The organism is Rhodococcus sp. WS3 (genome assembly GCF_003797085.1).
GTDB lineage: Bacteria > Actinomycetota > Actinomycetes > Mycobacteriales > Mycobacteriaceae > Rhodococcus_F > Rhodococcus_F globerula.
On sequence record NZ_RKMA01000001.1, the window covers coordinates 1,482,705 to 1,503,854 of the forward strand.

General features: G+C 62.2%; 24 protein-coding genes. 12 read left to right on the plus strand and 12 right to left on the minus strand.

Features of this window, described 5'->3' with window-relative positions; all coding sequences use genetic code 11:
• The first annotated feature begins 150 nt into the window (after positions 1-150).
• From EEB13_RS06825 to EEB13_RS06835, 3 genes are all read left to right on the plus strand, one after another.
• Positions 151-810, plus strand: coding sequence for a hypothetical protein (locus EEB13_RS06825; RefSeq protein ID WP_092802426.1), 660 nt, complete (start codon positions 151-153; stop codon positions 808-810).
• The gene (locus EEB13_RS06830; RefSeq protein ID WP_141484886.1) at positions 807-1,577 is read left to right on the plus strand and encodes a site-2 protease family protein; all 771 of its coding nucleotides are present in this window, start codon (positions 807-809) and stop codon (positions 1,575-1,577) included. Before EEB13_RS06825 ends, EEB13_RS06830 begins: the two co-directional genes overlap by 4 nt.
• Before the next feature lie 88 nt (positions 1,578-1,665).
• On the plus strand, positions 1,666-2,157 hold the full coding sequence (locus tag EEB13_RS06835) for a GNAT family N-acetyltransferase (protein WP_033235653.1): 492 nt from the start codon (positions 1,666-1,668) through the stop codon (positions 2,155-2,157).
• Between the two features lie 115 nt (positions 2,158-2,272).
• Here EEB13_RS06835 and EEB13_RS06840 read toward each other — a convergent pair whose 3' ends face one another.
• Positions 2,273-3,607: an HNH endonuclease signature motif containing protein gene (locus EEB13_RS06840; RefSeq protein WP_141484887.1), complete on the minus strand. Its 1,335-nt coding sequence runs from the start codon at positions 3,605-3,607 to the stop codon at positions 2,273-2,275.
• Between the two features lie 25 nt (positions 3,608-3,632).
• On the opposite strand from EEB13_RS06840, the gene EEB13_RS06845 reads away from it, so the two are divergent.
• Positions 3,633-3,854 (plus strand): hypothetical protein, encoded by a 222-nt coding sequence (locus EEB13_RS06845; RefSeq protein WP_116101834.1) that lies wholly within the window; start codon positions 3,633-3,635, stop codon positions 3,852-3,854.
• 894 nt (positions 3,855-4,748) lie between these two features.
• Here EEB13_RS06845 and EEB13_RS06850 read toward each other — a convergent pair.
• On the minus strand, positions 4,749-5,414 hold the full coding sequence (locus EEB13_RS06850; RefSeq protein ID WP_033235815.1) for a TetR/AcrR family transcriptional regulator: 666 nt from the start codon (positions 5,412-5,414) through the stop codon (positions 4,749-4,751).
• 121 nt (positions 5,415-5,535) lie between these two features.
• Here EEB13_RS06850 and EEB13_RS06855 point away from each other — a divergent pair, with 121 nt between their 5' ends.
• Together EEB13_RS06855 and EEB13_RS06860 are read left to right on the plus strand one after the other, a co-directional pair.
• On the plus strand, positions 5,536-6,231 hold the full coding sequence (locus EEB13_RS06855) for a hypothetical protein (RefSeq protein ID WP_245006078.1): 696 nt from the start codon (positions 5,536-5,538) through the stop codon (positions 6,229-6,231).
• Positions 6,228-7,037, plus strand: coding sequence for an SDR family oxidoreductase (locus EEB13_RS06860; protein WP_033235656.1), 810 nt, complete (start codon positions 6,228-6,230; stop codon positions 7,035-7,037). The genes EEB13_RS06855 and EEB13_RS06860 overlap by 4 nt, the downstream gene beginning before the upstream one ends.
• 39 nt (positions 7,038-7,076) lie before the next feature.
• Here EEB13_RS06860 and EEB13_RS06865 read toward each other — a convergent pair whose 3' ends face one another.
• Positions 7,077-7,574: a winged helix-turn-helix transcriptional regulator gene (locus tag EEB13_RS06865; RefSeq protein ID WP_141485553.1), complete on the minus strand. Its 498-nt coding sequence runs from the start codon at positions 7,572-7,574 to the stop codon at positions 7,077-7,079.
• Positions 7,575-7,632: 58 nt separating this feature from the next.
• Between EEB13_RS06865 and EEB13_RS06870 the strand changes: the two genes are divergently transcribed.
• Complete coding sequence (locus EEB13_RS06870; RefSeq protein ID WP_141484889.1) at positions 7,633-9,063, plus strand: MFS transporter; 1,431 nt, start codon at positions 7,633-7,635, stop codon at positions 9,061-9,063.
• A gap of 23 nt (positions 9,064-9,086) precedes the next feature.
• On the opposite strand, the gene EEB13_RS06875 is transcribed toward EEB13_RS06870, so the two are convergent.
• Positions 9,087-9,767, minus strand: coding sequence for a class I SAM-dependent methyltransferase (locus tag EEB13_RS06875; RefSeq protein ID WP_033235658.1), 681 nt, complete (start codon positions 9,765-9,767; stop codon positions 9,087-9,089).
• A 239-nt stretch (positions 9,768-10,006) separates the two neighbouring features.
• On the opposite strand from EEB13_RS06875, the gene EEB13_RS06880 reads away from it, so the two are divergent.
• Positions 10,007-10,948, plus strand: coding sequence for a DUF808 domain-containing protein (locus EEB13_RS06880; protein ID WP_033235659.1), 942 nt, complete (start codon positions 10,007-10,009; stop codon positions 10,946-10,948).
• On the opposite strand, the gene EEB13_RS06885 is transcribed toward EEB13_RS06880, so the two are convergent.
• Complete coding sequence (locus tag EEB13_RS06885) at positions 10,945-11,898, minus strand: helix-turn-helix transcriptional regulator (RefSeq protein ID WP_141484890.1); 954 nt, start codon at positions 11,896-11,898, stop codon at positions 10,945-10,947. The two genes, EEB13_RS06880 and EEB13_RS06885, sit on opposite strands and share 4 nt — an antisense overlap.
• 64 nt (positions 11,899-11,962) lie before the next feature.
• On the opposite strand from EEB13_RS06885, the gene EEB13_RS06890 reads away from it, so the two are divergent.
• On the plus strand, positions 11,963-12,427 hold the full coding sequence (locus EEB13_RS06890) for a pyridoxamine 5'-phosphate oxidase family protein (RefSeq protein WP_033235819.1): 465 nt from the start codon (positions 11,963-11,965) through the stop codon (positions 12,425-12,427).
• On the opposite strand, the gene EEB13_RS06895 is transcribed toward EEB13_RS06890, so the two are convergent.
• The 3 genes from EEB13_RS06895 to EEB13_RS06905 form a co-directional block, all read right to left on the minus strand.
• The gene (locus tag EEB13_RS06895; RefSeq protein WP_095886820.1) at positions 12,417-13,346 is read right to left on the minus strand and encodes a cation diffusion facilitator family transporter; all 930 of its coding nucleotides are present in this window, start codon (positions 13,344-13,346) and stop codon (positions 12,417-12,419) included. The genes EEB13_RS06890 and EEB13_RS06895 overlap by 11 nt on opposite strands.
• An 84-nt stretch (positions 13,347-13,430) precedes the next feature.
• Positions 13,431-14,576 (minus strand): FUSC family protein, encoded by a 1,146-nt coding sequence (locus tag EEB13_RS06900; protein ID WP_033235661.1) that lies wholly within the window; start codon positions 14,574-14,576, stop codon positions 13,431-13,433.
• The gene (locus EEB13_RS06905; protein ID WP_033235662.1) at positions 14,563-14,979 is read right to left on the minus strand and encodes a DUF3151 domain-containing protein; all 417 of its coding nucleotides are present in this window, start codon (positions 14,977-14,979) and stop codon (positions 14,563-14,565) included. The genes EEB13_RS06900 and EEB13_RS06905 overlap by 14 nt, the downstream gene beginning before the upstream one ends.
• A 123-nt stretch (positions 14,980-15,102) precedes the next feature.
• On the opposite strand from EEB13_RS06905, the gene EEB13_RS06910 reads away from it, so the two are divergent.
• Positions 15,103-15,888 (plus strand): nuclear transport factor 2 family protein, encoded by a 786-nt coding sequence (locus tag EEB13_RS06910; RefSeq protein WP_141484891.1) that lies wholly within the window; start codon positions 15,103-15,105, stop codon positions 15,886-15,888.
• An 80-nt stretch (positions 15,889-15,968) separates the two neighbouring features.
• On the opposite strand, the gene fbaA is transcribed toward EEB13_RS06910, so the two are convergent.
• Positions 15,969-17,006, minus strand: a complete 1,038-nt coding sequence (gene fbaA, locus EEB13_RS06915; RefSeq protein ID WP_033235664.1) for a class II fructose-bisphosphate aldolase — start codon at positions 17,004-17,006, stop codon at positions 15,969-15,971.
• 182 nt (positions 17,007-17,188) lie between these two features.
• Here fbaA and EEB13_RS06920 point away from each other — a divergent pair, with 182 nt between their 5' ends.
• Together EEB13_RS06920 and EEB13_RS06925 are read left to right on the plus strand one after the other, a co-directional pair.
• Entirely contained in the window at positions 17,189-17,923 is a 735-nt protein-coding gene (locus EEB13_RS06920; RefSeq protein ID WP_181317467.1) for a VTT domain-containing protein, read from the plus strand.
• A gap of 31 nt (positions 17,924-17,954) precedes the next feature.
• On the plus strand, positions 17,955-18,617 hold the full coding sequence (locus tag EEB13_RS06925) for a DedA family protein (RefSeq protein WP_033235666.1): 663 nt from the start codon (positions 17,955-17,957) through the stop codon (positions 18,615-18,617).
• Positions 18,618-18,622: 5 nt separating this feature from the next.
• Here the strand turns inward: EEB13_RS06925 and EEB13_RS06930 are convergent, their stop codons facing one another.
• The 3 genes from EEB13_RS06930 to EEB13_RS06940 all read right to left on the minus strand — a co-directional run bounded on the left by EEB13_RS06930 (position 18,623) and on the right by EEB13_RS06940 (position 21,085).
• Positions 18,623-19,744: a glycoside hydrolase family 76 protein gene (locus EEB13_RS06930; protein WP_141484892.1), complete on the minus strand. Its 1,122-nt coding sequence runs from the start codon at positions 19,742-19,744 to the stop codon at positions 18,623-18,625.
• A 67-nt stretch (positions 19,745-19,811) separates the two neighbouring features.
• Complete coding sequence (locus EEB13_RS06935) at positions 19,812-20,492, minus strand: TrmH family RNA methyltransferase (RefSeq protein ID WP_045064099.1); 681 nt, start codon at positions 20,490-20,492, stop codon at positions 19,812-19,814.
• Positions 20,492-21,085, minus strand: coding sequence for a hypothetical protein (locus EEB13_RS06940; protein ID WP_141485554.1), 594 nt, complete (start codon positions 21,083-21,085; stop codon positions 20,492-20,494). The genes EEB13_RS06935 and EEB13_RS06940 overlap by 1 nt, the downstream gene beginning before the upstream one ends.
• Between the last annotated feature and the right edge of the window lie 65 nt (positions 21,086-21,150).

Consider the following 21,150-nt stretch of genomic DNA (forward strand, 5'->3'; position numbering starts at 1 on the left):
TTGTTGTCGCAGTTGTCGGTCTGTACCCGACGTCGCATTAGGATCGTGGTCTGCAATTCCGACGACTGTTCCCCAGCCAGGTGAGCGGTGTCGGTGGTGCAACCACCGCCGACAAAGTCATGATCGAGCTAGGAGCGCGCGTTGACCCCAGTGGTACTCAGATGTGGCGATTCACCCGTGCCTCTCCCGTTGGGCGAGGTCACGTCGTTCGCGCTGCCGGAGGTGCCCGAGAAAGACGACTTCAGTGAGGCCCTGGCACAACTGAAGGTCGTCTCCGAACCCCGCTTGATTGTGGTCGGCACGGACGCGGCGTTCGCCGCTGTGCTGACGCGACTGATGCGTCTCGAGCTATTGGACGTCGAACTCGCCTACGTCACGGAGGATCGGTCGGACGCCACCGATGCGTACAAACTGTCCACGGGCGCAAAAGCTGCCCGCGCAGCACTCAAAGGCACCGCGCACGTCGTGCCACTGATTCGCGACGACGCCGGAATAGCCCTGGTCGGCGCTGCCACGGTCACCGGCCCAGGCGGAACCGAGGAATTGATCGGTGAGGCGTATGTCGACGACAACAAACTCTTCTCGGGCACTGTGCAGGGTGTCCGGATTGTTCCGAGCCCCAAGCTGCCAGGCATCCGGGCGTCCGTTGATCGCCGCAGTCGCTGGGCTGGGCGACGGTGGCTGGAAGGTCGAGCCGTCCAACTGGGAGCGCCCGCAGCTCACCTCGTGCGCGACGGTGTTCCGAACCCCCGAGACCTCAAACGCTCGACGTTCTACCGCCACGACAAGACCTGGCTGTTGGTCCGGTGAGAACGGGCGCTGCGAGGTCAGCCGTGCGGCCCAGCCCCGTCTTCCTCGGGGTCGTGGCCGTCGCTGTCCTCGGCGGCGTTGTTGCCTGGGGTTCCGAATGGGGTTCCGTGTCCGGTCGGGCCGGGGTTTTTGTTCTTGTCGTCGCCGGTTGGGTAGTGACTCTCTGTCTCCACGAGTTTGCGCACGCTTCTATTGCGTGGCGACACGGCGACACCGACGTCGCAGCCCGTGGATATCTGACGCTCAACCCGTTGAAATACAGCCATCCTTTGCTCTCGATCGGGCTCCCGGTGCTGTTCATAGCTCTTGGCGGTATCGGCTTGCCCGGCGGTGCGGTTTATCTGCGCACCGGGATGTTCTCGCCCAAAGTCCAGGCCCGCATCTCCCTGGCCGGTCCGGCAACCAACGCCATCGCCGCCATAGCCCTACTTGTCGTCATACGCATTTACGGATCCGGACCAGAGCATGTGACGTTCTGGGCGGGGCTGAGTTTCCTCGCGTTCCTGCAGGTGATGGCGACCGTCCTCAACCTGTTGCCGGTACCCGGACTCGACGGCTACGGCGCGCTCGAACCGTTCCTGAAGCCAACGACCCGAGCGCAACTCGACCAGTTCAAACCGTATGGATTACTCCTTCTGGTCGCAGTTCTCTTTGTCCCTCAGGTCAACGTGATCTTTTTCGACGCGATCTATTGGATCTTCGAACTCAGTGGGGTACCCGGGAACTACGCGGCGGCCGGCAATTCGTTGATGCGCTTCTGGACGTGACGGAGATCGCACCCTTCCGAACAAAGCTGAACGCCGACATGAGAACCTGACATTTCGGTCTATTTACTTTTCAACAGGAGCACCACTGATGATTTCGGCGTCGATAGAGTGCGGCAATTCGGTTTACACCATCCGAAAGGCAGAGCTTCACGACGTAGGCACCCTGGTGGACCTTCTAGCCGACGACCCCATCGGGTCCACTCGTGAAACCACAAATCCCGACGCCCGGACGATCTACGAGAAGGCTTTCGAGAAGATCGACGCCGACGACGCACACCTGCTTGTTGTTGTCACCACCGCCGACGACAACGTGATCGGCACCGTGCAACTCACCTTCATCCCCGGACTGAGCCGGATGGGTGCAACCCGGATGCAGATCGAGGCCGTTCGGGTGCACGAGGATCACCGCAGCCAGGGAATCGGGAGCGCAATGCTGCGTTGGGCATGCGACGAGGGGGCACGGCGCGGCGCATTCCTCGCTCAGCTCACCTCCGACCAGACGAGGACAGAAGCCCACGAGTTCTACGAACGCCTCGGATTTGTCGCCTCACACATCGGGTTCAAGAAGTCCTTGAGCTAACGCACGGCTGAAGATCGCCACGGAATTTCCGAACCTGCGCATGCCTGTTGGCTTCGCATCGGCATTCTGGTGATGCGAAGCAAACGCGCAGTGTTCAGTTCCGGCAGGGCCGGTTTCAGTCTCGATGCACTGGCCCTTGGCGGGTGGTGGAGCGTCTGCGTCGCTGTTTCGGATCGATCGCAGCTGGTGGGATGAACCACGGTTTATGATCATCGCCCATCTTGACTTCCCAGATACCGCGAAACCCACTGGTGCTGTGAATCAATCGGTGGTGATTTCGGCAGAGGAGGGTGAGGTTGTCCATCACCGTCAGGCCACCGACCGACCAGGGTTTTATGTGGTGGGCGTCGCACCACGCCGGTACGGCGTCGCAGTTGGGGAAGGCGCAGCCTTTGTCCCGGGCAATCAGTGCGGTGCGTTGTTCCGGTGTGACGAGGCGTTTGTGCGGGGTCGCATCCAACGGTGCCCCGTTGCCGTCCATCAGGACGGTGGAGAGCATGCAGTCGCAGGCGAGCATCCGGGTCAGGCTCACACTGAGCGGTCCCATCCAGGGCATGTATCCGACGTCCAGATCTTCGATATCAGGCTCGTCGTTATCGGATTCACTGCGCATGGTGGTGCATTCCCGATGCTCCGCAAGATCTTTCGCAGTGATGTGCACATTCACATGCGGACGCTGACCGCCGTCAACACCGGTCATGGCATTGTCGAGGTAGCGGCGGATCAGTTCGGTGAAGGCGTCGGCGGTGCGTTTGGCAGCTGATCGCTGATCCGGGGTTCCGTCCGCGGCCGGTTTCGGCATCGACAAACCCGAGAGGGCCGACAACAGCATTTCGCCGGTCAGCGCGTCGAAATCACCCTTGATAGCCACGCGCCCGTTGAGCGTCGGCGAAATCCGTAACACATTGAGATCATCATCCTCACCGGGCGGGGTCTCATCCGATTCGAAGATCCGCTCCAAAACCGCAATCGCGTACCGGAGTTTGATGGTGGTCGCCTCCACGCCGGATGCGGCAGCGAGCAGTGTTGCCATGCAGGACGGTAGAGCGTTCTCCGGCATACCTTTTGGTGGGGATTCACAGAACGCGGCAATTATTGCCGCATGATCGAGCGAGAGATCACCGGCCTCGAACTGCCCGGCGATGTCCGGGAACCCCCGCAGTGCGGCACCGAGGGCGGCGATCTTGTTACCGGCCGCGTTCTGCAGCATCGTGTTCGCCGCCAACCACCGCCCCACGCCGCGGTAGCACAGCACCTGCTCGTCCGGATTGAGCGCCAACTCATCTACTGCGGCAACCCGAATCGCTTCCAGTCGAAGAATTTCCGCCGATACACAGACTGCAACGTCCCGAACCTCAGCCGGGCGCAATTGCCACAACCTGCCACGCACACCCGCAGCCGAGCCAGCTACAACATCCCCCACCGAAACAAAATCGCTGACCGTAGTCATCAAGGCCTCCCCACCCTTGACTACAATGATACTCGAACGTTCGTTCGATTCAAGAGGCATTTCGGACAGGTTCCAAGAATATTCACTCGAGCCGGACCTCTTTGCCGAACTCGAACAGTTCATCGCAACCTCCGATCTCCCCCACAACATCAAAGACACCGCCCGACGCAAACTCGCCGACCCCACCCTCAGCTGGGAAACGATCGCCCAAAACTCGACGCCACCCGTCGTCACCTCGACCGCATAGCCCCGCCACGAAAGATTCGACACCGACCAACTCGCCGCCACGAACTGATCAAGCCAGGTTCCTCCCCAAACTACTTAAGGTGTTTCAGGGGTGTTTCACTCCCCGAGCGGCCAAGAAAGTCGTCGCACAAGTCGCCCCGAACACCGTGTCGAGGGGAGCGACTCTACGGACTCTCCGGAAGGAACCACCATGACCGAGACCAACACCGCCTGATTCATTACAGTGCCCCGCATCGCAGGACACGGTGGATACGAAAACAAGTGCTACACCCATTACGTCCAAGACAACGGCGGCCACGACTGCCTGCACGGACCGATGGTCCAGACGGACGCAGAATGGCTCGCGAACAAGATGAACACCCAATGGGGCCAACCACCAGCGTCAAGGGTTTTCGGTGGTATTGAGCGCGAACGCGAACTCGGTCGTCGAGACAGTCGACTGTATATCCGCTGGCAAGCCAGCGCGAAGCGGCGGCGCGGCAGCCATGGACAAACAAGATTGCCTCGAGCGGTCATCCTCCACCTGAATTTTCGGGTGGTCATGGAACTTTTGATCGAGCCTCACCACAATGCAGGCTGCACGGGTGATTCATCGGATACGTTTCGGCACTTACGTTTCCGTGACAGAAGGCGCACTCCCTTCGCCACGGATCGGGCTGACACCTGGGTAGGCGACCTCTCCGTCGTGTCCTTAAATAGCGATCAAGTCACACTTCTCGATAAGCAGTCGACTGTCGAGAACGCCGCGGCGGCCATCCCTTAAACAAATCAGTGCTTTTCCAGAGCGGAGCGCAGCGGAGTTCAATTTGGGACACCGTAGGTGGCCGGATCAACCGTCACATCACAGGCAAACCACCCTTGGGTAAGAAAATGACGCGGATCGCCTCTGCAATGCTCACGGCTTTTCCTCGGGCAGTCGCCGGCGGGCGTGGTCGGCGGCGCCGTTGCCGGTGATCAGCCACAGCGTGCTCAGGTCATCGATCAGTTGCTCAAGGGTGATATCGACAGTGCCGTTGAGCCAGCTCATGATCGCCTCGGCGGTGCCACCGACGAGGAACGCCGGCGTAACTCGGGCCAGGCTGTCTCGTTCGAGTTTTACATCGTGAACTTCGCGGGCGTGTTGAACCAGGATCGTCGCGAGGCCTTGAACGACCGCGGCCCGGTGGGCCAACACCGCAGGGGACGCGGAAACCGCGTCGAAGAGCACCCTGGCGCGACGAGGGTCCTCGACCAGGGCTCGCACCGCAGCGTCGATGCTCTGAAAGGCCCTCTCCTGCAGGGACTTCTTTGCTGACATTGCGAACGCGAGGACGGCACTCTCGCTTACGTGACGTGCGGTTTCCTCGACGACGGCCGCCGCCAGTGCATCGAGGGTGTCGAAGCTTTCGTAGAAATAGCGTTTGTTCAGCCCAGCGGTGGAACACACCCTGGCGACCGTCGCGGTGCGCCACTGGTCAGTGGCCATGATTCCCAGCGCGGCGTCGATGAGCTGGTTGCGGCGAACCCGCACCCGCTCGCCGGCATCGATTCCGCCGTAGCTCCGCGCAGGCTGGGCACTCATGACAGCCATAGTGGCATTCGCCTTGTCTCGTTCGCTGCGTAGGGCCCTTGACACCTGTCGACCATATTTGGCACAGTTTGGTACCAGAATAGTTCATCGGCTACCGAGAGGACGTTCATCGATGTCACCCACACCGCCTGCTGCTACCGGTGCCACCCAACTTCCCTCCACCGTCACAGCGGTGATCGGGCCGATACTGGCCGAGTTGCGTGAGCTCTCCAAACACGCGCCGGGTCGAGCGCGAGTAGAGGGATGGCGGTACCTGCGTGAGCTGAGTAGGGCCGACCGCCGCGACCAGATCGGCGCGTTGTTTGCCGCCGGAACACGGCCCGCGCAGCTCGACGGTGCCTACGAAGGTTTGATCGTGGGCAAACTCTTCAATGTTCCCGAGGCCGCGTTGGCCAATCCGCTGCTCGCGATCAACCCGACGTGGCAGGGCAAGACGTTCAACGCCGAGTCAGGTACGGGGTTCAATCGACTGATCCCGTTGGCGCGCTATGCGATGCGGGTGATCGCGCCGCTCTATCGCGGCCTGCGTCGGGCCGGCCCGGAGATTGTGGGCTTCGACTTTCGCTACAGCGCCGATGTCGGACTGGTCACTCCCAAGATTCCCGTGATCGCGCTGGACTACGGCATCGAGGAGTACTGCAATCCGAGTGTGCGGACCTTCCCGATCAAACGCACCCGTGACGAGATCGTCGAGTTGCTACCAGGGCTGTACCTCGGTAGAGCGTTGCTCACGATGCACACCGGTGAGATTCGTACTATCGCCCACTTTGCGTTGCGCCACTTCGAGAACGAGGAGGTGCGGTCATGATCGAACTCGACGGGGCCGTCGTCTGTGTCACCGGCGCAGCCCGCGGCATCGGACGTGCCACTGCTGCTGAACTTTCTCGCAGGGGAGCACTAGTGTGGATCGGTGACCTCGACACTGAGGAGGCCGCCCGCACCGCTGCTGAAATCGATGCCAAGTCAATGCATCTCGATGTCACCAAAGGGGAAAGTCTGCGAAAGTTCTGGGCTGCCGCCAGCGCCGACGGCCCGGTTCGGATGCTCGTCAACAATGCCGGAATCATGCGGCTAGGTCCGTTCGTGGACCAAAGCCTCGAAGGCCATCATCAGGAGGTGGCGGTCAACCTCGGCGGCGTCATCAACGGCATGCACGTCTTCCTCCCCGACATGTTGGCCCGCAACTGCGGCCACATCGTCAACGTCGCATCAATGGCCGCCAAGGTGACCACACCAGGAATCGCGGTGTACTGCGCCACCAAGTTCGCCGTTGCCGCCCTGTCGCGGGCTGTGCGCGCCGAAATTGCCCACACCGCAGTCACGGTCACTACGATCATGCCTGCGGCAGTCAACACCGAACTCACCTCTGGTGTTTCGCTCGATCTGCAACCCACGCTGCAACCCGAACAGGTAGGTCGCGCCATCGCCGACACTGCACGCCGACCAGGTCGCGAGGTCACAGTCCCGCGCTGGCTGGCACCGATAGGAACGCTCGAGGAAGCTGCACCTGAACGTCTCTTGCAAGTCGCTAAGCGTGTCGTCACCCGCAACCGGCCACCCGGGGATTACGACGACACCCAGCGCCGCGCGTATCTCGACCGAATCCTCCGATGACCACCTTGCTCAACAGGATCGCCAATCGATATTCGACGATTAGCTGTTGCCGCGCACCCGAGCGCCGTTCACGGACACCCGCAACTCCCCCAGTGGCACGACGTGGCCGGATTGGTTGCGCACGTCGACCGTCACGGGTTCACCAGTGCTGTCGTCGGCAACGTTGAGCGGCCCACCCCTGCCCCCGTGCAGGTACTTGTCGCCCCACTGCATGAGCGCCAGCACCGCCGGCAGTAAATCCCGGCCCATCTCGGTGAGCACGTACTCATGCCGAGTACGCTTCCCCGGCTCCTTATATGGCTGACGCTCGAAGATGCCGGCAGCAGTGAGATCCTTCAGGCGCGCCGACGCCACTGCTTCGGTGATACCGACCCGCGACGCAAAATCGTCGAAACGAGTTGTGCCGTAATAAGCCTCACGCAGGATCAGCATCGCCGACCTCGTGCCGACCACTTCCATTGCGCGGCCGATCGAGCAATGCGTGGCTTGCCACGCGCCCCGATCCGCCAAGACTCCGGTCAGTCGCACTGCGTCCATACTCATCACCTTACTCCCTGACTTGCCATTGCCATAGCCAGGGTTTAGGTTCCTGACTATGGAACTCAACAGTCAGCCCGTCAGGACGGGCCCACTTCTGGCAATCCTGTCGGGAGCACCATTTGTTGCGAGCCTCGATCTCTTTGTCGTCAATGTGGCCTTCGGCGACATCGCGAAGAGCTTTCCCGGACATTCACTCGGCGAGTTCAGCTGGATCCTCAACGGATACGCAATCGTCTACGCCGCACTGCTCATCCCACTCGGGCGTTGGGCTGACCGCATCGGCCCCAAACGAGCGTTCATCGCCGGTCTCGCACTCTTCACTCTCGCCAGTGCCGCTTGCGCTTTCAGCCCGTCACTGTGGATGCTCGTGACATTCCGCATCGTCCAGGCCGTGGGCGCTGCAGCACTCACCCCGGCCAGCCTCGGACTTCTGATCAACGCACTCCCGGCCGCGAAACGCCAATCCGGCGTTCGCATCTGGGCCGCCTCCGGCGCTGCGGCAGCGGCATTCGGCCCCGTTGTCGGCGGCATGCTCGTGGAGGCGTCGTGGCACTGGGTGTTCCTGATCAACGTTCCCATCGGGATCGTGCTGCTCTACTTCGCCGTTCGACTTGTCCCGGATGCCGCGGAGAAGGACCCCGATGCAGGAATGGACCTGGCCGGCGCCGCACTCCTCACCGTCGGTATCGGCGCTCTTGCTCTCGCACTGGTTCAGGGTCCTGACTGGGGATGGACAGACCCGCGCATCGTCATTGCCTGTGCACTCGCCGCGGTCACTCTGATTGCGTTCTGGTGGAGCAACTCCCGCCACTCCGCTCCGCTGATCGCGCCGGATCTCCTGAAAGTCCGCTCGTTTGCCTGGTCGAATATCACCGCCATCTTGTTCAGCGCCACATTCGCGGCCGGACTTCTCGCGAATATCCTTTGGTTGCAAGAAGTCTGGGGATACTCGGCACTGCGAACCGGATTTGCCGTCGCTCCCGGTCCGATGATGGTTCCGTTGTTTGCCATCGTGGGCGGAGCCCTCACCCGCAAATACTCCGCCGGCCGAGTAGCCGCTCTGGGCAGCGCGCTCTGGGCAGCCGGCACACTCTTTGTCCTGCTGTCGGTGGACACGACACCGCACTACGCCACCCAACTGCTGCCGGGGTGGATCATCACCGGGATCGGCGTCGGCCTCGCTCTGCCCACCATCCTCTCGCAGGCAACCGCCGACCTACCCGCTGCGCGATCGGCCACCGGCAGCGCCGTCATCAGCATGAGCCGGCAGATCGGTACTGTGCTTGGCGTGAGCATCCTGATCGCAGTCCTCGGAAGCGCGGTCGACTACAGCACCTTCCGACAAGCCTGGTGGGTCATCGTCGCAATTGCTGTTGCATCCGCAGTCGCATCACTCGGGATGACTCCCACCTCCAGCACGGATACCGCCAGCTCGGAGACCGCCGGCACGAAGTCGGTGCCGCGGCAAGGCATACCCGTCGAGTAGTCCGGCAAGGTCCGGCCCGTCAGTCAGTGACCCAACGCCGTCCATTCGGGATCCGGCTTGCTCGCCACTACTCGAAACACGACCCCGCCCCGTCCGCTGCGCTGCACTTCGTCGATCAGGAAACCCGCGTCCTCGAGGTATCCGATGGGATCGCGAGTGAGGTGGTCGGAACCGAAACGCACAAAAAGCGGTTCGACCACCTTCATCACGGCCCGCGCAAAAACATTGGTGCTCGGCCCGTGTTCCGCCAGTACAAATCGACCGCCGGGCACCAAAACGCGGAAGGCCTCGACTGCAGCTCGGCCCGGATCAGGAATCGTGCAGAACGCGTAGGTGGACAGCAGCGTATCGACGCACTCGTCGGGGATATCCAGTTCCTGCACGTCTCCGTACCGAAGGTCGACGCTGGTGCTCACACCCTCGGAGACCCTGGCGCGGGCCTGATCGAGCATCGCTTTCGAGATGTCCACTCCGATGACGTAGTCGACGTCCTTACCGTAGAGCGGCAAGTTCAGGCCGGTACCGACGGCAATCTCGACGACGCGGCCGCGCGCTTTGTCGACTGCCCATCTACGTGCGTCACCGAGTGCAAAGCGCTCGAAGCGTCCGATCTGTCGGTCGTAGTGAGTCGCCATCGCGTCGAAACTCTTGGCGACCTGTGCTGTGTCCGGTTCGCGCATGATGCCCCATTCGGTCGATCCCATTCGGTCGATCCCCTGTGCAGTCTCGCACGCGAACAACTAGCCCGGAAGCCCTTAACGCAACGATGTCTGCAGAGTTGACGTCGGGTCTGCGCTACTCACGCTATGAAGTCGCCGGTATCGTTCGAGGTGACCTGCCGCCGCCTCCGACGTTCATGGGATAGAGACTTCGTGCGATCAAGCAACTGCGTTACCGGATCCGTCCGGCCACCCCTTTCCACTGATTCCACTGGAGGTCTGTGATGGCCGGCGGACTGTTTGCCCTGCTCGACGACGTCGCCGCTCTGGCTCGGATGGCAGCAGCGTCGATCGACGACGTAGCTGCCGCGACCGGTAAGGCAACGGCCAAGGCTGCCGGCGTGGTGATCGACGACGCGGCTGTCACTCCGCAGTACGTGCGCGGCTTGGCGGCCGAACGCGAACTGCCGATCATCAAGCGCATCGCGATCGGGTCGTTGCGCAACAAGCTGCTGATCATTCTGCCGATCGCGCTGCTGCTCAGCCAGTTCCTCCCCGGGCTACTGACTCCCCTGCTGATGGTGGGTGGCTGTTACCTCAGCTACGAAGCTGTCCACAAAATCTGGGGAGCGATTTTCGGCCACGGCGACCATCACGAGAGCGCAGACGAGCATCCTCGTGACGAAGAGGCCGTTGTCTCCGGCGCCGTGCGTACCGATCTGATTCTGTCGGCCGAGATCATGGTGATCGCACTCAACACCATCGCGGGTGAAGGTTTCTGGAGCCGACTGATCATTCTTGCCGTCGTCGCTGTGGTGATCACCGTTGTCGTCTACGGCGTTGTCGGATTGATCGTGAAGATGGACGACATCGGTTTGCGCATCGCCGAGTCGTCGTCCGGTTTCACTCACAAGGTCGGGCGCGGGCTCGTTCGCGGCATGCCGCACGTGATGTCGGTGCTCTCCGTGGTGGGCACCGCCGCAATGCTGTGGGTGGGTGGCCACATTCTTCTGGTCGGCATCGACGAACTCGGCTTCCATCCCCTCTACGACGCCGTTCATCACGGCGAAGAAGCGGTCAAGGATATTGCCGGTGTCGGCGGAGTCCTGGCATGGATCGTCAACACTCTTGCATCTGCAGCTCTCGGCCTGGTGGTCGGTGCGGTGATCGTCGCAGCGCAGTTGGGTATTACGAGCGTGCTGGCAAAGCGATCGGCGACGGCCTAGTCGATGTGCCTGTTGCGCGCCGCCATCTGCTCCGCCACCGCGCACACTGCATCGCGCAGCGACAACGGTTCCAGCACTTCGATATCCGCGCCCAAACCGATCAACTGAGAGAGAGCGACTTCAGGGCTTTCCAATCTTAGGTCGAGGTCCATCCATCCGGCCGAATCAGGCGGACCTGGCACCACTCGCGACGCCTCGACTCCCACCGCATCGGGGAGCCTGCGCCAACCGTTGGGCGACAATCGAATCCGACAACTGAAACGCAACAGCGAACGGTCGAACTCCGCCATGGATGCCGCCCACCATGTCGCCAAATCGAAATCCGCAGGCCTGTCGGATAATTCGTCACACACCACGGGGCCGGTGATTCGGCCGACCCGAAACGACAGAGTTCGACCGCCCAGACGTGCCACCAGATACCAGACCCCGGCCTTGATCACGAGACCGAGCGGATCAACCGTCCGTTGGTTGTCACGGTAGGTGAAACGTAGTCGGCGTGAATCCAGCACCGCGGACGCAATAGTCGGCAGTGCCGAGATATCGTCGCTGCCACCGAACCATCCGGGGACGTCCACAAGAATGCGGTCCTGCCACAACCGCGCGCCTTTCCGCAGGCTCGGCGGCATCGTATCCAGCAGTTTTGCGGCCGCGGCGTCCGCGGAATCCGTCCGGCCCAGATCGGCGGCGATGGACGGCACGCCCAGCAGCATCAGCGCCGACGTCTCGTCGTCTGTCATTCCCGATAGCTTGGATTGCCAGCCGTCGAGCAAGCGGATACCGCCGCCCGGGCCACTTTCGGTCCAGATCGGCACACCGGCAGCGGACAACGAGGCCACATCGCGGTAGATCGTCCGTACCGACACCCCGAACTCGCCGGCCAACTGCTCGGCTACAACTCCTCGACTGCCCTGCAATCGCAACATGAGCTGAAGCAGGCGCGCGGATCTCATGGAGCGAACATTACCGAGAATCACTGACAGAAGTTGTCAGGAATAGGGGTGCAGAATGACCGTCATGGTCACCTGGAAGCAGTTCTCCGAAGAAGTTCCCGCCCTAGCCACAGCCGTCGAAGCTCGATTCAAGGCCCACAAGCATCACGTGCTCGCAACGCTGCGCAAGGACGGTTCACCGCGGGTCAGTGGCACCGAAGTGGAAATGCTGGACGGGCGTCTGGTGCTCGGATCGATGTTCGGCGCTCTCAAGGCGAAGGACCTCATCCGCGACGGGCGCTACGCCCTCCACAGCAATCCCGGCGAGCACACGATGGAGGGCGGCGACGCGAAGATCGCCGGAACCGCACGAGAGGTGACCGGTGACGAGTTCGAGGCCGTTCTTGCCAGTTACACCTACGACGTTCCGAAACCCCTGCACCTCTTTGTCCTCGACATCGAGGAGGTGGTTCACACGACCGTCGACGACGAACATATGTACGTGGACCTCTGGAAGCCGGGAAAGGAGATCACCCGGTTCACCAAGTGACGTTCTTCTCGCAATGCTCGCCGTTGGCGCACGATTCCACCTGCACTGTCGCGTGTGAAAGCCCGTGACTTTCCAAGACCGCGCGGGCGGATTCGAGAACGTGCGAAGAATCGGCGTCGCTGGTCAAATGCACTGTGGCAACATCCATCCCCGTCGTCAGGGTCCAGATGTGCAGATCATGCACGCCCTTGACGTTGGGTAGTGCGGCCAGATCGGCTTCGACGGTTTCGACATCGACATCGGCCGGCGACGCTTGCGTCAGAATGCGCAGCGACGCGGCCGCCAACTTGAGTGCGCGGGGAACCACCCACAGCGAGATGAGCACACCGACAACGATGTCTGCCCACGTCCAGCCGAACAGTAGGACCACAGCGCCGGCGATCAGAACACCAACGCTGCCAACGGCATCCGCGAGCACTTCGAGGTAGGCGCCGCGTACCGCAAGGCTGTCCTTGGAGTCGCCGCGCAACATGAGCATGACCACGATGTTGGCGAGCAACCCAGCTGCGGCAGTGATGATGAGAGCGCCGCCGGGAATCTCGGGTTCGTCACCGATGCGGCCGATGGCCTCGTACATCACCCACGCCGCAACGGCCAAGAGCATGGCCGCGTTGGCCATCGCTGTGAGGACCTCGGCGCGATGCCAGCCGAAAGTCCGTGCAGCGGTGGTACTCCCCTTCTTGGCGAGCAGGAGCGCTGTCAACCCCATGGCCATGCCGACAACATCGGTGAGCATGTGGCCGGCGTCGGCGAGCAGAGCCAGTGAGCCGATGAGCAAGCCGACGGTCGCCTCGAGAACGAGGAAGGCAACCAGGATCGCGAGTGCGATCACCATCTTCCGGATGCGCGTCGGACTCGGTCCTACTCCGACCGAATCTGCCGCCGTGTGACCGTGAGAATGACCGTGCCCTGACCCCATATGACCGCTTACCTCCTGAGTTCTCCCGATCATATGCATACATTCGCATATATACAACGGGTTGCTCGGTGAGCGGGACAAAGGTCAGTGTTCAGGCTGGTACGCCGGTTTCTCCACAGTGGGCGGCAACGTAGCGATTGCCGAAATACGCTTCATCCCCGCCACCTGCAGTAAGTCGACAACCAGCGAGCGGATCTGCGCGAACACCACCGTCGCAGACAGGCCGGCCGTCTCCACAATTGCCGGCTTCAGTTCCTTGGCCACCGAACGTAGCACCCGGGCGGCCTCCGCCTGATCAGGCTGCTCCCCCGGTTCCGCCAGGATCATTTCCCTCAAGACGTCGACGGCCTTGGACAATTTCTCCACCTGGGTCACCAGACGTGGATCAAGAATTTCGTCGTCCCTGACCAACGTCAGGGAACGCCGCGACAGAACTCGAATGTTGCGCATCGCGTTGTCGATGGGATCGGCTGTCGCCATGAGTCGTTCGAGCCGCGGGCGAGTGTTCCAGTACAGCGGCGAGATCCGACTGATCTCCTGCCCGCCTTTGAGATTGGTGCGCAATCCGTCGATCGCCGACTGCGTCGCGCGGGCCTTACGGAGAGCCTTCACTATCGGCTCCGGATCGTTGGCTCGCAATCCGTCGGCCACCAACGCCAACACCTCCGACGACGTCGCGAGAATCGCCGCTGCATCCTTACGAGCGCGTCGCACGGGATGTGTGGGGATGATGGCGACCACCGCGATGCCCACCAAACCACCGACCAGTGCGTCGATCATGCGGTCGATTCCGCCGGTACCCCCTGGCGGAATCAACGTCGCCACCAGCACAGCCGAGTTACCGGCCTGCATCGAGAAGATGGGGCCGCTGTTCAGCAAGACCGCCACCGACATCGCCAGCACCACCACCAGGCTGATCTGCCACGCGCCGCTGCCGATACCGGAAATGATCAGATCGCCGATACCGATGCCGACCGTCACACCGGCCACCAACTCGAACGAGCGACGCAGGCGAGCACCCAACGACAGCCCGAGCGACACGACAGCGGCAATGGGCGCAAAGAACGGCGCGTGGTGCCCGATCACCGTGGTGGCAACCCACCACGCCAACCCTGCGGCCAGTGCGCATTGAAGAATCGGTAGCGCCGACGTTCTCAGCCGGCGCCCCGACTTGCGAGCGCGGTCCTTGATGCTCGACGCGCTCGGACGGAAACTGCTAACCGACGCCAAGCGCTTCGGCAGCGTTGGGGTCGCAATCCTCGAGCAGGTCCAGGCAGCGGGCATACTCGTCTGTCTCACCGATCGACTGCGCGGCCTTGGCCAGCACTGCTACACAACGGAGGAAACCGCGATTGGGCTCATGGCTGTACGGGACGGGCCCGAAGCCCTTCCAACCATTGCGACGAAGCTGATCGAGTCCGCGGTGGTAGCCGGTACGCGCGTAGGCGTACGCGGTGATGGTTGCGCCGCTCTCGAATGCGGCCTCGGCCAGATAAGCCCACGCGATGGACGCAGTGGGATGATCAGCCGCTACCTGAGCCGGATCAGCGTGGTTGAGCAGGGCCGATTCCGCGTCGTCGTCGCCGGGAAGCAGAGTGGGCTTGGGTCCGAGCAGGTCACCGAATTGGGTCATGGGCTTATTGTGCCCGCTGCGGTCCGTGGGCACCGGACCGCCTCACCCGTGGTCGCCGTTACGACCGGATTCGACCGATCGTTACGCTGGGGACGTCAATTGCCCCAGACCGAAGGATGACCGGTGCCGGACTCGAAAGACGACAACTCGACAAAGGGCGCGCCGGAAAAACAGGGCGCGCCGGAAAGTTCGACGCCGACTGAACCCGCCACCGTCGCGATCCCCAAGGCGTCTCCGAAGCCCCCGGCGCCTGAGCCCGCAACCGTAGCCATTCCCAAGGCACAGCAGCCCCAGATGCCGCCGCCCCAGGCACCGCAACGTCAGTCGCCGCCACGTCCGTCGCCGCAGCCCAAGGCACCACAGCCGGTCCGCGCCGCGCCGCAACGCGTCGGAGTAGCAGCCGGAATTCCGCCGCAGCAGCCTCTTCCCACTCGAATCGAGCCGGCCGCGCCGGAGCAGACGAAGCGCGGTGGCAAGGGGTGGTACATCGCCGCGGGAGCAGCCGCTGTCGCCATCGTGGCCGCGATCGGCGTCGCTCTGTATATCTCGTCCGAGAGCAGCAGCGGGGAAAACTCACCGGAAGCTAAGGTCCAAACGGCGATCAGCACGTACGTCGACGCTCTCGCGTCCGGTGACATTGCCGCTCTGCGCACCGCAACGTGTGGTTCTCTCGCCGACTACTACCAGTCCGTCCCGGACGACGCTTTTGCCCAGGTCCACCAGAATGCGGTAACGCAGAAGACGATTCCCCAGGTCAGCGCCGTCGACGCCGTCCGAATCACCGACGACACCGCTATCGCCCAAGTTGAGGCGAGCATCCCGGCAACCGGGGAACGGTCGTGGCGAACCTTCGATCTGGAACGCCAGGACGGAACCTGGAAGGTCTGCGACCCGAGCCAGACCGGTTAAACACTCGAACCATAACCAACTGTGCGCGCCCACGAAGTCTTCGACTTCGTGGGCGCGCACAGTTTTTCGATCGAGCAGTTCTAGCCTCCGGACACCGAGCGGCCGGCCGACTTCAGGTCGTTGCACGCCTCGATGACACGAGCAGTCATGCCTGCTTCGGCCTTCTTGAGGTAGCTGCGCGGGTCGTAAGCCTTCTTGTTTCCGACCTCACCGTCGACCTTGAGGACGCCGTCGTAGTTGGTGAAGAAGTGACCCGCGATCGGACGCGAGAACGCGTACTGCGTGTCGGTGTCGACGTTCATCTTCACGACGCCGAAGTTCAGCGAAGCCTCGATCTCGGACTTCAGCGAGCCCGATCCACCGTGGAACACGAAGTCGAACGGCTGCGAGCCGGCAGCGAGGCCGAGCTTCGCTGCGGCAACGCGCTGGCCCTCGTCGAGAACCTCGGGCTTGAGCTTGACGTTGCCCGGCTTGTACACACCGTGCACGTTGCCGAAGGTGGCAGCGAGGAGGTACTTGCCCTGCTCGCCGACGCCCAGAGCGTCGACCGTCTTCTCGAAGTCTTCCTTCGAGGTGTACAGCTTGTCGTTGATCTCGGCTTCGACGCCGTCTTCTTCGCCGCCGACAACACCGATCTCGACCTCGAGGATGATGTTTGCAGCTTTCGACAGTGCAAGCAGTTCCTTGGCGATCGCCAGGTTCTCGTCGATCGGGACAGCCGATCCGTCCCACATGTGGGACTGGAAGAGCGGGTTACGGCCGGCGTTGACGCGTTCCTGCGAGATGGCGAGCAGTGGACGCACAAACGTGTCCAGCTTGTCCTTCGGGCAGTGATCGGTGTGCAGCGCGATGGTGACGTCGTACTTGGCGGCAATCACGTGCGCGAACTCGGCGAGTGCAGCAGCACCGGTAACCATGTCCTTGATGCCCAGACCGGAACCGAACTCGGCACCGCCGGTCGAGAACTGGATGATGCCGTCACTGCCGGCGTCTGCAAAGCCCTTGATGGCTGCGTTGATGGATTCGGAGCCGACACAGTTGATAGCGGGGAAGGCAAAGGAATGCTCCTTGGCCCGACTCAGCATCTCGGCATAGACCTCGGGAGTTGCGATAGGCACGGCGGGAGTCCTCCATTTACGTGTCGTTCGGAGCGCTCGACGATGTATAAAGCGCTTCGTGTGGTCCTAGCAGTATGGCAAGTCGTGGTCGCCACGTCTCTTTGCGGTCTCGCCGTGACGTGGACGACGCGGTGACCTGCAGCGGTGGGAAACACTCAGACGCTCCCGGTAGTCTGGCCTCCGTGAATGTGCAGGCAGCAACTGAATCCGTGACGAACCTGGCCTTGCTGCCCGGCTTCCTCGATCCCGTGAACCTCTTGAACTCCTTCGGAACGTGGGTTCTGGTGGGATTGCTTCTGGTGGTCTTCATCGAATCCGGCCTACTGTTTCCGCTCCTGCCCGGCGATTCCCTCCTCTTCACCGCAGGGTTGATCGCGGCGTCCAAGTCCACCGAGATCGAACCGTTCGCGCCGTTGTGGGTGCTGTTGGTGACCATTCCGATTGCCGCGATCCTCGGTGACCAGGTCGGTTTCTACATCGGCGCCAAGGGTGGAACTGCTCTGTTCAAGAACGACGACGCGAAGTTCTTCAAGAAGAAGTACATCGACGAGTCGCACGCGTTCTTCGAGAAGCACGGCCCGGTCACCATCATCCTGGCCCGCTTCGTGCCGATCGTGCGTACCTTCGCACCGGTTGTCGCCGGCGCATCGAAGATGAAGTACTCACTCTTCCTCACCTACAACATCGTCGGTGGCATTCTGTGGGGCGCGGGCGTCACGTTGCTCGGCTACCTCCTCGGTCAGATCGAGTTCATCCGCGACAACGTCGACTACATCTTCATCTTGATCGTCCTGGTGTCTGTCCTGCCGATCGTTTTCGAAATCGGAAAGCGCCTTCTCGCGTCACGACGCGGTGAAACGGCGAATACTTCAACTACGGACAATACGGAATCCGTGACCGAGGAACCGACTCACTGATCACCAGAACCGAGGCAAGAAACTGACCACCATGACACTCGCGTCCGGCAGTTTCGGTCCCCTCGAAACCGCTGGTCCTGCGCTGGTGTGGATCATCGTCGTGACATTCGTCTTCATCGAATGCGCGATCATTCTGGGGTTGTTCCTTCCCGGCGATTCTCTCCTCATCACCGCAGGAATTGTGCTGGCCGGCCACGAATCCGGCGCCGGACACGTGTGGGCTCTCTCGGTGGGTGCCATGATCGCCGCCATTGCCGGCAATCAGGTCGGGTACGTCATCGGTCACCGAACGGGCAACCACATCAAGGCCCGCAAAGGTGGCAAATACTTCACCGAGAAAAACCTGCACCGGGTCAACATCCTGCTGGAGAGACACGGCTTCTGGGCTGTCCTGATCGCCCGCTGGATACCCTGGATACGCACCCTGTGCCCCATGGTCGCGGGCGCAGCCAAGATGAACCACACGCGGTACACCGTGGCCAGCACCATCGGCGCAATCATCTGGGCGCCGGTTCTGCTGCTGATCGGCTTCTACGGCGGCTCGTTCCTCGATCGTGTCCCCTGGCTCCTGCCGGCGGTCCTGATCGTGATGACTGTGAGCCTGGTCGTCGGCACCGGTCTCGGCATCTGGCAGTACCGCAAGGAAATGGCCCGCCCCGCCGAGGACGTCGAGGTCGAGGAAGTTCTCGACTGACGCCTTTAGCGTTTACGCGGATACCCCGCCGCTGAGACGACGTATGCCGCTTCCATCAGCATCCAGCCGCCCAACTGCACTGACAGGTCACGCTCCGGGACGCTCGACGATCGCACCGAACCTCCCGTGAACGTCGCCAGTTCCCCGGAAAGCCTCGGCAGTGTGGCATCGCGAGTCCAGTCGTGACCGAACAGCGGTAACCCCTCCACCTCGAGGCGGTTCTTCCAGGCGGCTTCCGCCGACGCCAGCACGATCTGCGCGGCGATCTCCTTCGCCCGAATGTCCTCGTTGCTCTCCCAGGTCAGGTTGACCACGACAAACGCCAGATACCGCACCAGGATCGCGTTGAACAGGCCACCGTCACCGCCGCCGCCGCCGATGATGACGCCGTGATCGGTCAAACCGTCGTAGACCGCGTTGACGAGGGCGTGAACCCGCTCGCGGTGCTTCGGTTCACCCAACCGTGTCGCCAGTTCCGTCTCCAGGCCGAGAGTGACTCCTTGGCAATACGAGTAAATGGCCCGTTCGAGCGTTCCGTCGCGGCGGATACCGTCGAAGATCAGGCCCGATTCGGGATCACGCAGAGTCTCCTCGATCCAGTCGGCGTGCGCCTGAGCTCGCCACAGCTTGCCAGTCCGAGCAAGCATGATCCCGGCGGGGCCGTTGGCCGGGGTGTTGTAGAAATCTGAACCCTTGCACCAGGGAATTCCGCCACCGTCCTCCGGCGACCACGAGTCGAAGAGTTGAGATTCGAGAGCTTGCACGGCGCTGCGATGGTCCAGTGCAAACAGCCGTTGGGCGCGTTCGAGCGACAACCCCAGCCAGGCCATGTCGTCGTAGTAGCTGTTGGTCCAGGACCTGACGTTGCGGACCCGGACGCTGCGGGCGACCTTGGCAATCCGACGACGACGCTTGGGCGTCGGGTCACGTTCGAGCGCGTCGACGGCAGTATCGAGCAGATGCGCCTGCCACCAGTAATGCCACGGGCGGAACATGCGCTCGCGGCGCACCGCCGGCCACGCCACGACACCCAGCGCTGTTCTCGGCATTGCCCACAACCGTCGCAGATGCCGACTGACAATGGCTCCTTCGGCCGCATCTGCGCGTTCCGCCCACACTTGCTGCATAAGACATATCCTGTCCCCTCGGAGCCTGCGGCGCTAGCGCCTACCCAGCTAACAGACTCCGACAAGGTCAGCGAGAGTTACGAAGATCCGCGTGCTCCCGTACCCAGGCATGCATCGCGATACCTGCCGCGACGCCGGCATTGATGCTGCGGGTCGAGCCGAATTGTGCAATCGATACCGTCATGGACGCAACCTCTTTCGCCAGTTCGGTCACTCCTGGACCCTCCTGGCCGAACAGCAGAATGCAGTCTCTCGGCAGGCTCGCGGTTTCGAGTGGTACCGATCCGGGGGTGTTGTCGACGGCAACGATAGTGAGCGAATTCTCACGGGCGTACTCGACCAACTCGCCGATGTCAGCATGGTGAACGATGTGTTGGTACCGATCGGTGACCATGGCGCCGCGGCGGTTCCACCGTCGCCGGCCCACGATGTGCACGGCCGCTGCGGCAAACGCGTTGGCGGTACGAACCACGGTGCCGATGTTGGCGTCGTGCGCAAAATTCTCGATGGCCACGTGCATCGGATGACGCCGCGAGTCGATGTCCTCGACAATCGCCTCGCGTGTCCAGTACCTGTACTCGTCCAACACGTTTCGACGGTCACCCTCCAGCAGAAGCAGCGGGTCGTAACGCTCGTCGGTGGGGAGGTCCGTCCCGTGAAACTCCGCCCACGGGCCGACGCCGTTCGGGTTTTCGCCCCATTCTGTCGGACCGACCTCGTCGGCCGGTTCTACGCTCACGTCGGACATCAGAACACCTCGTTGGAATCGGCAGCCACGGTGAATCCGTGTGTGGTCTGCTCGTTGACACACGAGACATCCGTCGCCGTGGTAATACATGTGAAGCCCAGCTTAGACAGTGGCGTTCCGGGCGGAAGCACCGGATCAGCTTCGGGTCCGCCGGACATGTACACCGGGCCACCAGAGCACATGAAGGCACCTTCGCCCTCATCTTGAACACGAATTCCGTTGCCCCAGTTCACCATGCAACTGTCCGGGCGCGGCGGCACCGGAGATGTCGTTCCCTCACACCCGGCTTCGATGCGGGTGGGCAATCTGATGATGCCACACTGGAAGTTCCCGTCCGGAGTGGTGAAGTAGTAGGACTCGTTGCGCTCGAAGTGCACGTCCGTCAATGTGGTTGTCGGCGGCACAGTTGTGGGCGCGACCGTCGTCGTGGTGACCGGTACCGGAACCGTCGTGGTTACCTGGGGCGCGGTCGAGACTGTCGTAGTGGGTTTCGCAGTCGGCGTCGGCGCAGACTGCGCGTCACCACCACAACCGGTGAGCAGTAACGCCGAACCCACACTCAGACACAGCAATCCCACCCGGACACGAACCACCGCGACTACCTCCACCCATGTCTTCTGCCTCAACCCGGCCCACAAAACGATTCCGAACTATATCG

Excerpts from the sequence above, each read along its gene's own strand:
- EEB13_RS06835 (WP_033235653.1), top strand. The coding sequence starts at position 1,666 with ATGATTTCGGCGTCGATAGAGTGCGGCAATTCGGTTTACACCATCCGA.
- EEB13_RS06840 (WP_141484887.1), bottom strand. The coding sequence starts at position 3,607 with ATGACTACGGTCAGCGATTTTGTTTCGGTGGGGGATGTTGTAGCTGGC.
- EEB13_RS06845 (WP_116101834.1), top strand. The coding sequence starts at position 3,633 with ATGATACTCGAACGTTCGTTCGATTCAAGAGGCATTTCGGACAGGTTC.
- EEB13_RS06850 (WP_033235815.1), bottom strand. The coding sequence starts at position 5,414 with ATGAGTGCCCAGCCTGCGCGGAGCTACGGCGGAATCGATGCCGGCGAG.
- EEB13_RS06855 (WP_245006078.1), top strand. The coding sequence starts at position 5,536 with ATGTCACCCACACCGCCTGCTGCTACCGGTGCCACCCAACTTCCCTCC.
- EEB13_RS06860 (WP_033235656.1), top strand. The coding sequence starts at position 6,228 with ATGATCGAACTCGACGGGGCCGTCGTCTGTGTCACCGGCGCAGCCCGC.
- EEB13_RS06865 (WP_141485553.1), bottom strand. The coding sequence starts at position 7,574 with ATGGACGCAGTGCGACTGACCGGAGTCTTGGCGGATCGGGGCGCGTGG.
- EEB13_RS06870 (WP_141484889.1), top strand. The coding sequence starts at position 7,633 with ATGGAACTCAACAGTCAGCCCGTCAGGACGGGCCCACTTCTGGCAATC.
- EEB13_RS06875 (WP_033235658.1), bottom strand. The coding sequence starts at position 9,767 with ATGGGATCGACCGAATGGGGCATCATGCGCGAACCGGACACAGCACAG.
- EEB13_RS06880 (WP_033235659.1), top strand. The coding sequence starts at position 10,007 with ATGGCCGGCGGACTGTTTGCCCTGCTCGACGACGTCGCCGCTCTGGCT.
- EEB13_RS06885 (WP_141484890.1), bottom strand. The coding sequence starts at position 11,898 with ATGAGATCCGCGCGCCTGCTTCAGCTCATGTTGCGATTGCAGGGCAGT.
- EEB13_RS06890 (WP_033235819.1), top strand. The coding sequence starts at position 11,963 with ATGGTCACCTGGAAGCAGTTCTCCGAAGAAGTTCCCGCCCTAGCCACA.
- EEB13_RS06895 (WP_095886820.1), bottom strand. The coding sequence starts at position 13,346 with ATGGGGTCAGGGCACGGTCATTCTCACGGTCACACGGCGGCAGATTCG.
- EEB13_RS06905 (WP_033235662.1), bottom strand. The coding sequence starts at position 14,979 with ATGACCCAATTCGGTGACCTGCTCGGACCCAAGCCCACTCTGCTTCCC.
- EEB13_RS06925 (WP_033235666.1), top strand. The coding sequence starts at position 17,955 with ATGACACTCGCGTCCGGCAGTTTCGGTCCCCTCGAAACCGCTGGTCCT.
- EEB13_RS06930 (WP_141484892.1), bottom strand. The coding sequence starts at position 19,744 with ATGCAGCAAGTGTGGGCGGAACGCGCAGATGCGGCCGAAGGAGCCATT.
- EEB13_RS06935 (WP_045064099.1), bottom strand. The coding sequence starts at position 20,492 with ATGTCCGACGTGAGCGTAGAACCGGCCGACGAGGTCGGTCCGACAGAA.